The 12,478-nt window shown below is 51.9% G+C and carries 8 protein-coding genes; all 8 read left to right on the top strand.

The window, feature by feature from the left end:
• Positions 1-210 precede the first annotated feature (210 nt).
• The 8 genes from JMI88_RS22430 to JMI88_RS22395 all read left to right on the top strand — a co-directional run bounded on the left by JMI88_RS22430 (position 211) and on the right by JMI88_RS22395 (position 12,358).
• Complete coding sequence (locus JMI88_RS22430; protein WP_201364209.1) at positions 211-2,061, top strand: N-acetylmuramoyl-L-alanine amidase; 1,851 nt, start codon at positions 211-213, stop codon at positions 2,059-2,061.
• A gap of 84 nt (positions 2,062-2,145) precedes the next feature.
• The gene (locus JMI88_RS22425) at positions 2,146-3,087 is read left to right on the top strand and encodes a ribose-phosphate diphosphokinase (protein WP_201364337.1); all 942 of its coding nucleotides are present in this window, start codon (positions 2,146-2,148) and stop codon (positions 3,085-3,087) included.
• Between the two features lie 437 nt (positions 3,088-3,524).
• Positions 3,525-4,946 (top strand): ribosome biogenesis GTPase Der, encoded by a 1,422-nt coding sequence (gene der / locus JMI88_RS22420; protein WP_201364208.1) that lies wholly within the window; start codon positions 3,525-3,527, stop codon positions 4,944-4,946.
• 234 nt (positions 4,947-5,180) lie between these two features.
• Positions 5,181-6,065 carry a PP2C family protein-serine/threonine phosphatase gene (locus JMI88_RS22415; protein WP_201364207.1) on the top strand — a complete coding sequence of 295 codons (885 nt, stop codon included), beginning with the start codon at positions 5,181-5,183 and terminating at the stop codon, positions 6,063-6,065.
• 36 nt (positions 6,066-6,101) lie between these two features.
• A complete protein-coding gene (locus tag JMI88_RS22410; RefSeq protein ID WP_201364206.1) occupies positions 6,102-8,171 on the top strand; it encodes a protein kinase domain-containing protein in 2,070 nt (689 codons plus the stop codon).
• Between the two features lie 12 nt (positions 8,172-8,183).
• On the top strand, positions 8,184-10,217 hold the full coding sequence (locus tag JMI88_RS22405; protein WP_201364205.1) for a PP2C family protein-serine/threonine phosphatase: 2,034 nt from the start codon (positions 8,184-8,186) through the stop codon (positions 10,215-10,217).
• 109 nt (positions 10,218-10,326) lie between these two features.
• On the top strand, positions 10,327-11,565 hold the full coding sequence (locus JMI88_RS22400) for a vWA domain-containing protein (RefSeq protein ID WP_201364204.1): 1,239 nt from the start codon (positions 10,327-10,329) through the stop codon (positions 11,563-11,565).
• Between the two features lie 97 nt (positions 11,566-11,662).
• Positions 11,663-12,358: a double zinc ribbon and FHA domain-containing protein gene (locus JMI88_RS22395; RefSeq protein ID WP_201364203.1), complete on the top strand. Its 696-nt coding sequence runs from the start codon at positions 11,663-11,665 to the stop codon at positions 12,356-12,358.
• Positions 12,359-12,478 lie beyond the last annotated feature (120 nt).

Raw genomic sequence — 12,478 nt, 5'->3', positions numbered from 1 at the left:
CTCTTCTCGGTCCACAACCGGACCGTTGCCCGTAAGCCAGCGTTGAATCCGCCTTTAGCCGCGTACAGGCGCCCGCAACCCTCTTCTTACATCCTCTGCTGACGCATTTTTTTACCTCATCAGGTTTTTGACCGCAATCATAATGGTAGTGTTAGTAGTTGTTTGTTCTCCAATAATAATCTTTTGCAGTTTAGAGAAAGAATCTCCTGTATGTGCATACAAAATCTTCTCAGACCATATCGCTCTTTCCCTGTACTCGTGCTTGTCGGATTGCTGGTCAGCGCCAGCGTGTTAAAGGGAATGTGGAGCAGCCATGAGCCGCAGGTTCACGCGGCCGGCAACCTCAATCAGGTTTTTGCGCAAGCCGCTGCTGAATTTGCTGTGCCGGTCCCGTTGCTAAAAGCGCTCTGCTACATGGAGGGCCGCCTGAGCAATCATGGGGGGACACCAAGTATCGATGGAGGATATGGATGCATGCACCTGATGACGACGCACCGCAACTCCAGTTTAATGCTGGCCGCCAGAGATCTCAGGGCTGATCCAGCGGTCCTCAAGACGGATCTAGCCACGAATATCAGAGGTGGAGCGGCGGCCCTGCGCGACTATTGGCGGCAACTTTCTTCCGGTCGCGCTCCCGCAAAGGCCCTGGATGCCTGGTATAAAGTGCTGAGTATGTATAGCGGTGCCTCTTCGGCGGCGGTTGGCCAGATGTATGCCGACGCCGTTTATAAGATCATCAATCAGGGATTCGTGGCCAGAGCAGAGAAGGGTGAAATAGTGACCCTGGCGGCTCAGCACGTCGTTCCACGCATTTCTGCCATGCCAATCTCGGCCACAAAGCATTATAAACCTATTGGGGCCATGAGCCGCTCGAGCCACTCGCAAATTATGCAGCCAGACAGCGCAGCCTTACCCAAAGGCTGTTCGCGGGATGGCAATACCGATTATCCCGGTGCCATCGATTGCATCCTGGATGCCAATAAATTTGATTGCAATAGTGTCGATGACAACGCACCCTGTACCTACGAAAGCTCTGACAGGCCAGCGGACTATCCCGTTGATTTTGTGGGCATTCACGACATTGAAGGCAGCGCCATGGACGCCATCAACTATTTCCACAATGTCAAAGCCGCTGTCAGCACCCATTATGTCGTGGATACTGATGGGACGGTCTATCAGATCATGCACGATACCGATATCGCCTATCACATGGGAAATTATTGGTATAACCAGCGCGCCATTGGCATCGAGCATGCCGGATATGCCGCCACGGGCTATCAATGGTATAATGCCGCCATGTACCTGGCCTCGGCCAAACTGGTAGCCTATCTGCTCAAGAAATATCATTTGCCGTTTGATCGTGCTCATATTATTGGCCATGGCGACGTACCCGCACCCTCGGTGGCCCTGATGCCTAACCATGTCGATCCCGGACCGTACTGGTTATGGGGCTATTATTTTAGTCTGATCGGTGCGCAGGACACCCCTGATGCTCGTCATACCGCCTTCAGCGCTAATGTCATTTCAGTCGACCCGCCATTTAATCGCGTGCCCGTTGGTTCGGGCGGCCAAGAGACGGAGGCCAATTACAATTTCTTTTCCCTCTACAACGGTCCTAGTACGAATTCAGGATTAGTGCCACACGCCGGCCACAGCATCACCGATGAGACCAGCAATATTGAGCCCGGTATCAGCTACGCCTATACTAATGTCGCCATGGACCAGGCCAGCACAGGTATGGCGATGTATCAGATCTGGTATGGCGTGGAGTCCCATCTCAAGGATAAGAAGCCGAGCCATTTATGCAGCGCCCGCCAGGTCTGGCTGGCTGTACCCCCGGGTTCTATCAGTCGTGGAATGGGCATGCTGATTGCCCTTGGAACCGCGACCAAAGTATATGGCAAGCCCGAACAAAAAAATGACTATCAAATCGGTGACGCGCCCCAGAGAGCCATCTTTGTCTCCGCATTTGGCGTGCAGGACGATAAGAATAACTACTGGTACGAAATCAATTTTAATCACCGCCAGGCCTGGGTACCGGAGACAGCTGTTAACCTTTAGGTGAGATAAACACAGCTATTAAACCTCGAAGCAATCTACCACACCGGCTAGCAATGTGATATACTTTTTGCTACCAGGAGGTGCATTTTGGACGACTTGAGTATCTTCAGCGGGAACGCAAACCGTCCGCTGGCAGCAGCCATATGTCGACATCTGCGAATTCCTCTAGGAGATGCAGATGTGTTTCAATTCAGTAACGAGAATATTTTTGTCAAAATTAACGAAAACGTTCGTGGCCGTGATGTTTTTGTAATTCAGCCGTTCAGTACACCCGTTAATCGTTCAATTATGGAATTGCTGATCATGCTTGATGCATTGAAACGTGCATCGGCAGCCCGCATTACTGCAGTGATTCCTTACTATGCGTATGGACGTACAGACAAAAAAGATCAGCCCCGGGTACCCATTACGGCGCGGCTGATCGCTGATTGCATTACAGTTGCGGGCGCTGATAGAGTTTTGACCATGGATATGCACGCCGGGCAGATCCAGGGTTTTTTTAATATTCCAGTTGATGAGTTGACGGCCCAGATTACGCAGGCGCGCTATTTTGTTGATAAGGACCTCCAGAACTTTACCGTTGTATCGGCGGATGAAGGCTTTGCTAAAAAGGCACGAAAACTGGCGGACCGATTGGATGCACCTCTGGCAATAGTTGAGAAGCGGCGTTTAGGGAATAATGGTATGACTGAGGCTATGGGTATCATTGGCAACGTTGAAGGTCGCAATGTATTGATTGTGGATGATGAGATTGACACGGCCGGTTCACTCACCCAGGCAGTGCGCGTCGTACACGAAGGAGGGGCGCTAGACATTTATTGCTGTGTCACTCATGGCATTTTTTCTGGCTCGGCCCTTGAACGTCTCAGAAAGGCCCCTATTAAAGAGATTGTGATTACCGATTCCATTCCATCTCCTGAGCCTGAACTTTTGCCCAATCTGACAGTACTCTCTGTAGCGGAACTCATAGCTGGTACCATCAGTCGCATCCATGATGGTCGTTCGGTATCTGAATTGTTTTGGTAACCTTGAGATAGATATGTATATTTCGCCAGAGAGACGCTCCCTTGGAAACGCGAGACCGTAGGTACGACCCTTGCGGTCGCTTGCCCCACCGTTTGTGGGGCCCTGTATCCCAGCGATAATGCTTCTCGCGGCATTACTTCTTCCCCCACGCGGTGCCCAAAAGGAACCTTCCTTTTTGGGCACAGAAACCGCCATGAGGGACTGAACGACGAGGGCGAGCATGCTGGGGGCATGATCAACAGGGCCACCACGCTGCGGCGGGTGGCAAGCTGGGGTAAGCCCAGCACCTACGGTGATTCTTCTTTTGATTACATAAAATGCAATGTCCGCAAAGGGCGACGATAGATTGTGTTATAATACCCATGCGCTGCGTCCGGAAGGGGCGCGGGTACGCGATTGAGGATTGTTTTGCACCAGGAAAGGGTGGAGGGGCATTTATGAAGCCGCTTGTTGCTATTGTTGGCCGACCAAACGTCGGCAAATCCACATTTTTTAATCGTATGATTGGCGAGCGCCTCGCCATTGTTGAAGATATGCCGGGCACTACCCGTGATCGCCTCTACGGAGATACCGACTGGAACGGACGTGAATTTACCTTGATCGATACCGGCGGTCTGGAGCTAGGTAATGGTATACCTGTGGGGCAGGTCGGTTTGCATGGTCAACCTGGTGATCTGATGAATCACGTGATGTCGCAGGCCCAACTGGCTATTGAAGAGGCAGATGTGATTGTGTTTATGGTTGATGCCCGCTCTGGTATCACCGCCGCCGACGAAGACGTGGCCCACCAACTGCGGCAGACCCAAAAGCCCGTCATTGTGACCGCCAACAAGGCCGACAACAAAGACCGCCGTATGGACGCGGTCGAATTCTACAGCCTGGGTCTGGGTGAACCCATCGTGATCTCATCAATTCAGGGCGTGGGTACTGGTGATCTACTGGACCGTATTGTGGAAGAGTTGCCGCCAGCGGAAGAGATGGAAGAAGAGGAAGATGAAGACATCATTCGTATCTCCATCGTTGGGCGTCCAAACGTGGGCAAATCTTCTTTATTGAACGCCATTACTGGTTCGCAGCGCTCCATCGTCAGCGATGTTCCGGGCACCACCCGCGATGCGATCGACACCACCATCGAATTTGAAGGGCGCAAGATCCGCCTGGTCGATACCGCTGGTATTCGCCGCCGTGGTCGCATTGGCGCTGGCGTCGAAAAGTATAGCGTGCTTCGTTCAGAGCGTGCCATTGAGCGCAGTGATGTCTCCATCCTCATGTTAGATGCCAGCGAAGGTCTGGCGGCCCAGGACACCCACATTGCCGGCGCCATCCACGATCAAGCTAAAGGTGTGATCGTCGTCGTCAACAAATGGGACCTGGCCCAGGAGCAGCGCAAAGCCGAGCGCGAGGGCATATTCGCCCATCCCAATGAGGAGATTCAGAGCGCGGAAGAGTATCGTGATATTCTAGCTGAAGGACTAAAATTCATTCCCTATGCACCAATTGTATTTGCCTCGGCTAAGACAGGCTATCATGTAAAATCGATTCTTGAAGCAGCCGTTAAGATCGCCGAGATGCGCTACCTGCGCGTGCCCACCTCGCGCCTCAACGAACTCGTCCAGGAGGCCACTCGCCGCCATAGCCCGACCGTCATTCGCCACAAACCATTGAAGATCTACTACGCGACGCAGGCGCGGGTCAATCCTCCCACCTTCGTCTTTTTCGTCAATGACACCGAAGCGGTCCACTTCTCGTATGAGCGCTATCTGGAGAATCGCCTGCGCGAAGCCTTTAGTTTTAGAGGTACCGCCATTCGCCTGCAATTCAGACCACGTTCCGCTAAAGAACGTGACGAGAAACGCTAAAGGCAGCACCACTGCGCGTCTGGAAATAGACCTTACCCGGGTAGAGATCACCATTACAACCGTCGGCTTTTTGCTGCGTATAAATGATGTATCCTATAGAGTCGTACATCATATTCATGCAATAATTATAGAACTATGTTATTGGGCATGCTGCAATTGTCACGAATACTCCTATATGCTATAGTGAACATGTAACGGACAGAGGAGTCTCCTGCTTGGGTGAGGTAATTTATTATGCATTTAAAACTTACTGCTGCTGATAAAACTGATGTTGGGAAACAAAGGGATCAGAACGAAGATTATGCTTATAAGCGCGTGGAATCTTCAGAAGATGGCGATCGCGGTTTATTCATTGTGGCTGACGGCATGGGAGGCTATAAGGCAGGAGAGGTGGCGAGCAAGCTAGCCGTGGAGACAATCAGTAAAGCGTTAGATTTTTTCTTTAAGCCTGTCCATGATCAGCCTACCATCAAACTAGACAAAGCAGCGCTGGATCCAAATAAAACTGTTAAATTAAATTCTACCCCTGCAAATTCGACTACAAGTCAAAAAACACAGAAATTGCCTGAAACGCAGGCGGTTTCTTTAATCGGAGATCAACTGGAGTCCGCCATACAACAAGCCAACAAAGCAATCGTAGGCTATGGTGAGAAAAAATCATCGGCCCGCGGTCTGGGTAGCACTGTTACCGCAGCGCTAATTCAAAATGATCAGGCGTATATTGCCAACGTTGGCGACAGTCGTACGTATCTGTTACGAGGGAACAATTTAACTCCTGTCACCAGGGACCACTCGCTGGTTGCTCGCCTGGTCGAGTCGAAGCAAATCGAACCAGAAGATGTCTACACGCATCCGCAAAGGAACCTGATCTATCGCTCATTGGGTGCGGGTCACAAGCATGTAGAAGTAGACATTTTCCATCAACAACTCAAGCCTGGCGACAAGTTATTATTATGTTCTGATGGATTGTGGGAAATGATACGGCACCAGGATCTGCTCAACGCGCTCGGAGAGCAGAATAGTCCGCAAACTATTTGCGACACCTTAATCGACCTGGCAAATGCCAACGGTGGGGAAGACAACATCTCAGCGATTGTTGTGCATATAAGTGCCCACTGAGCATGCTGAGCGCACTTGGATGGAGAATAAGTTTGTATGGCTCTCCCAATAGGTACTGTCCTTGACGGAAAATTTAAGATTGTGCAGATTCTTGGCGAAGGTGGTATGGGCACCGTCTACAAAGTTGAACAGATTGGAACCCCGCCAGGTACTCCTCCCTATTATTACGCTGTCAAAGAACTGCTCATCAGTCCCAACACCAGCGAAGAAGACCGCAAAGCGGCCATTGACCGCTTCAATAAAGAAATAGCCCTGCTACGGGGTTTGAAGCATCCACGTATTGCCGCCTTGATGCTCCCTTTTCAAGAGCGAGGCAATTATTACTTTGTAATGGAATTTGTGCCCGGGCGTAGTCTGGAGAAGATACTGGAGAACTCCAAAGGACCGCTACCCGGGGAACAGGTAGTAAAGTGGATGGTTCAAGTATGTGAAGCTCTGACCTACATTCATACACGTAATCCCCCCATCATTTTGCGAGACCTGAAACCCGGGAATATCATGATTTCGTCCGATGATGAGGTACAATTGATCGATTTCGGTATTGCGCGCCGTTTCGATCCAAATAAACGAACCAACACAGAAAATCTCGGGACCATATCGTATGCCTCACCCGAGCATCTTGGTTCGATTACGATGCCCGGTCAGCGACGTTCCGCCCAGAATCCAGGTAAACTCGTGCAGACTGATGCACGCTCCGACATTTATTCTCTGGGAGCGACCATGTATCACCTGTTAACGAACTACGAACCTGATCCGATTCAAACACCCCCGCAGGGAAGTGTGCTGGCGAAAAATCCCCGTCTAAGAACCGTCCAATTAGGAAATAAAACACTATGTCCTGTTGAGCAGGTTATTATTAAAGCCATGCAGCAAGATCCTGCCCAGCGTTTTCAGAGTGCTGAAGCGATGCGTGTCGCTTTACTGCAATGCTTACCCAATGCTGCACCAGCCACGATTCAAATGCCCGTCATATCGCCCAATGCTACTATAGTTGTCCCGGCGACGGGCAGTGCAGCCTCATCTGTCACAGGTGGCATTATCTGTCCGAAATGTGGATTCCAGAATCGACCGGGAGCGAAGTTTTGTAAACGTGATGGACAACCATTGGTTCAGGGCGTGACGATTGCACCGCCGCAGATACGTGCGCAGGCAGCTCGTGCGCCGATTCAGGCCCGACCCGTGCAACAACCAATCCGGCCCCGGCCAATCCAATCGCAACCTATTAAGCCCCGGCCCGTACAATCAAATGGGAGCATTCAGTCCCGACCAGCGCAGCCCATTCGGGCTCGTCCAGTCACTACGCCGGCGGCAACAGATCCTATGGCGACGTACCGAGCGGGTCTGCAGGGCTTAACCAGTAAAAATTATACCGAGGCGATTCGCCAGTTCAAGTTGGCACAAAGCCAGGGAGTATCGGCCTATGATGCGCTCTACAACCTTGGGCGTGTCTATCGTCAGTATGGGCAATCAGTGCGAGAGACAGATCCCAGGCTCTTCAAAGAGAATATGAAGCATGCTGCTGAATACTTTGAAGAAGCTTTACGCGTGAAGTCTGATGCGCTGGATGCTCGCTTCCAACTGGGTATGTGCTATCGAGACCTGGCATTGTATCCATTGGCGATGACGGCCTTCAAAAAGGCGCAGCTAGCGGCACCTGATGATCCCGCTGTCTATTACCAGTTGGGCCTGGTGGCCTTAGAGCAAGGATTGACCAGCGAGGCGGTTTCATACCTGAAACGAGGATTGGAGATTAACCCCGATCATGCGTTAATATTAATAGCATTGGGTCGCATTTACATTGACATGAAGAACCAGCTTCCTGCTGCTATTTCCTCTCTGTTCCATGCCACACAGATTGATCCCACTTTATGGGAGGCCTGGTATGAGCTAGGACGCGCTCATATGAAGGAAAAAGAATGGAATCATGCTTTGAGTGCCCTGCGCCGGGGACAACAAGTCAATGCACATTCAGCTTCTATCTATAGCGCGATGGCAACCTGTTTTTTCAACTTAAAAAAGAAGTCGGATGCCCGGCAGATGGTGAGCGAGGCATTACAACTCGATCCAAAGAATGCCGAAGCGATCCGTTTACAAAAACAACTCTAAAGGAGGGCAGCAATGCTCTGTCCGTTGTGTCATACACAAAATCGTGATAATGCCAAATTCTGTAAAGGCTGTGGTCAACTCCTGGCGGTTGAAGTGGTGGCCGGCGTACAGCCTGAAGCAGTGGCGCAGCAGGAATCTACAGACCAGGCTCAGACACAGGGAACGCCGCCACCCTCCTCACCTGCTGAGGATGCCGATCAAGTAAAGGCCGGGCCAGCTACTCAGAATGGCGAAGCCGAGACGGCGGCTCCGGCGGCTGCTCAAGAGGAGACGACCGCCCCCGAGCAGCACCAGGAGTATGCGGAAATCCGCAATGAGCAGCGAGAGAATCGCGATACTGGCGAGGATGTTAGTCAGGCACCGACACAGATCCTTACGCCCCAGCAGATGCTGGCCTTTCATGCGCGCCGCTGGCAGCAAGATAGTGAGCGTGAGCGCCAGACAGGTAAAACCTATGACGATATCGCAGATGCCCCGACTCTCCTGATCAGGCCGGAGACGACCAATGGGCAGCAGGCCGAAACGGCCGCCGCTGTACCATCACCTGATATCGCGGACATGCCGACGACCATCTATCAAAACTCGACACCGCAGACCGAAGAAGCCACCTCTGCGGACGAACAAGCCACGCAGGTGTCCGCTGACGAGTCGGGCAGTTATGCAACTGTGCCCGCCACGGCAGCCTCCGAAGGGCCAAAAGAGCAGCCCGAAGTTGAGGTTACTGATCAAAAAAGTGAACAGGCAGAAAATGTAGAGGTTTCCGCTCCACAGGACGAGGCTTCTGCAATGCCTGCAAAGGAGGACAACTTGGAGCCTACCAATAATGAAGGCGAATTAGAACCGACCACTGAGCAGCAAACTGGTGAAACAGAGAAGACCGTTGCTGGCAGTTCAGAGAGTCTACCGCTCTTAGAAGTAGGCAACACCGTTGGTGGACGTTATGAGGTAACACAAGTTCTGAGCGATGCTGAGAATGAGCACATCTATGTTGTAGCCGATCACCAGGGGTACCAGCACTGTTGGAACTGCGGTTCCGAACAAAATGCTGAGGGTGACGAGTTCTGCATCGATTGTGGAGCGGAACTGCTGAACGCTTCTTATATCCTGCATGAGTATCCTTTGTCCTCTCAGCAAGGAGGCGAAGCCCAGGTGCTGCAGGGGGCAATCGTCAACACCTTTGTTGATCAGGGCGTAACGTACGTTGTTGAGCAACCACAAACATCGCAGACGGCCTTCCCTAACGGCGTGCATCTGATTGCTGCCTCCGATTCAGACGCGGGCGCAGTCAGGCGCGGTGAGCCCAATGAAGATAGCACCATGACCCTGGTTTTTGAGCGCGTGCATGAATCGATCTCTTCGCCTGCCGGTCTGTTCGTGGTGGCCGATGGTATGGGGGGACATGCCAATGGACAGGGAGCCAGTCGGACGACGATTGCCCTGATCGCCGAACGAGTTACCCGTGAGTTATTGCTGGCCCCACTCCAGGCAGAGAAAGCAGGGGAAGAAGCCCCTAAGACCGACGACGAGACATACAAAGAGCTCCTGCGTGGAGCTATTGAAGACGCCAATACCACCCTCTGTCAGATTAACCAGAAAGACAAATCCGATATGGGTTCGACCCTGACTGGTTTTATGATTGTAGGGGATCATGCATATATCTTTAACGTAGGCGATAGTCGTACGTATATGTTACGAGACGAGAAAATATATCAATTGACCAATGATCACTCACTGGTCGGGCAACTGGTTGCAGGTGGCTTAATCGAGCCAGATGAGGTGTATACCCATCCGCAGCGTAACCAGATTTTCCGGAGCATTGGCGACAAACAGAATGTTCAGGTAGATCTCTTTACGCAACAGATTCATCCCGGCGACATACTCTTAAGTTGCTCGGATGGATTGTGGGAGATGATCCGCGATCCACAGATTGCCGATATACTCAATCAAGCACCAGATCCACAGGCTGCCTGTGCGCAATTGATAGAGGTCGCCAATGCCAATGGCGGAGAAGACAATGTCAGCGCCGTCGTTGTTTTTGTACGTTAAGAGCTGCATCATCAGTCTCAGCACGCAGATGCGCCCCTTGCGGGCGCTTTGGTGAAGAGATTTATGATATACTAGGGAGCCAGCCGAATGCGAAAGGAGCAGATGTAACATGCCCGGAGAGGTAACTCTGGCCCACCAATTAGGAAAAGATTATATGCCCGTAACTGGTGGAAGCCAGCTCGCATATCTGTTATTAGAAGCCAAGCCGACGGCTTTAATGGCACAGGTACGTATGCCATTAAATTTTGCCCTGGTCATTGATCATTCTGGCTCGATGAAAGGGGCAAAATTAAGGAATGTACGCGAAGCGGTAAAGATGGTCATTGACCGCCTTGAGCCCAGCGACTACATTTCGGTAGTCATTTTTGATGATACTGCGCAGGTCATCATTCCATCTATGCCTGCTAATGACAAACCAGGCATGAAGGCAGCGATTGACCGTATTCAGGATGCTGGCGGTACCACTATGTCGCTGGGTATGATTCAAGGACTCGGTGAGCTGCGTCGCTGGAACATTCCTAACGCGGTTAATCGCATGATCCTGCTGACAGATGGTGTCACCTATGGTGATACCGATCGTTGTCGCCAGCTGGCTCGGGATGCCGCAGCGTCTGGTATCTCGATTTACCCTCTTGGTATTGGTTCTGACTGGGATGAAGGATTGCTGGATGATGTTGGGCAGTTGAGCGGTGGCTTGCCGGCCGAGTTTATTAGATCGCCAGCCGACGCCATGGCTATCTTTGAACAACAGGTTCAGAGCGCGGTGGCCGTTGCTGTGCGTAACGCTACCATGACACTGCGCTTGCCAACCGGCGTTACACCACGTAAAGCGGTCAAGGTCTTGCCGCTTATTCGCGATGTAGATGCTTCATCGTTGTCGGATCGCCAGGTCGTGATCAATTTAGGTGATCTTGAGAAGGACACCGCGCAATCGGTCCTGATCGAGCTCATGATTGATCCACGTCCCGCTGGACTCTTCCGTATCGCTCAGGCTGAGCTGACCTATGATGTACCAGTGGTTGGATTAACCAGCGAGAAGATTCGCGAAGATATTAAAGTGACATTTAGTAACGATCCCAACCAGACCTCGCAGGTGAATGCCCTGGTGATGAATTTCGCCGAAAAATCCAACGCCCAGCGCCTGGTAACCCGTATTCTGGACGAATACAAGCGCACTGGTAAAGCAACCACCAAGATCGCTCCTAATGTAACTCGTGTGCTGGATGCGGAAACGCTCTCGGCGATTGAGCAAATCAATCAAGGCCAGCAAATTTCTCAAGAACAAGTAAAATCTATCGGGAATAAGACGCGCAAACTTACACAGCGATTGGATGATTTGCTTCCGTAATATAGTAGAAACCTACTCCTTTTTCGCGTGCCGCCGCAGGCGGCACAAGAGGGAGACCCGAGTAGTTACAAAATAAGGCAGAGGAAGGAAAATTCTTATGTCGGTACGATGCTCTTTAGGCCATGAAAACCCAGATGGGTCAGCATTTTGTGATGAATGCGGCGAGCCTCTGAATACTGCAGAGGCCTCTGCCGGGGCGCAGGCTCCAGCAGCGCAGGCCCAGGCACCTGCTGCACCCGCTGCACCGGCACCCGCAGGCCCCGCTGGAACCCAGACCTGTCCCTCGTGTGGAGCGGAGAATCCTGTCGGTGAGGCATTTTGTTCCAACTGCGGCGTTAGCCTGCTGGGCGCGCCAGCTCCAGTCGCAGCTGCGCAGGCAGCCGCTCCGGCCGAGCCAGCACCCGCTGCCGCCCCACAACCTGAGCAGCAGCAACAGGCAGCCGCTGCTCCTGCCGGTGGCCCGGCAGTTCTGCAGGCCAGATTGATCGTTGAAGCAGACAATCAGGAATTCGACCTTAGTGGAAAAGATATTATCACCATTGGACGCGAAGATCCTGTCAGCAACATTTACCCGGATGTTGATCTGACCCCTAATGGTGGTGAAGAGGGTGGTGTTTCGCGCCTCCACGCACGCATCTTCGTCGAGAGTGGCCAATATATGCTAGAGGATGAGAACAGCACGAACTTTACGTTCCTCAATCGTCAGCGCCTGGCCGGTAAGACGCCCACACCGCTGCACGATAACGATGAAGTCCGTCTCGGACGTGTCCTCTTACGGTTCAAAACTCCGTAAGAAAACTTTAGTCACCCAGGGCTTTTCTGGTAGCATTGCGTAGGGAGGCTGGCAAAGAATTCTCTGTTCGCCTGGCCTCTCTGCTGGTATCATGCCTTAGTTTCGTTGGTTGGAAGGGAA

Source organism: Dictyobacter formicarum (genome assembly GCF_016587435.1).
Note: the sequence above shows the minus strand (reverse complement) of the source record. Positions and strands in the feature narration are given on the sequence as shown.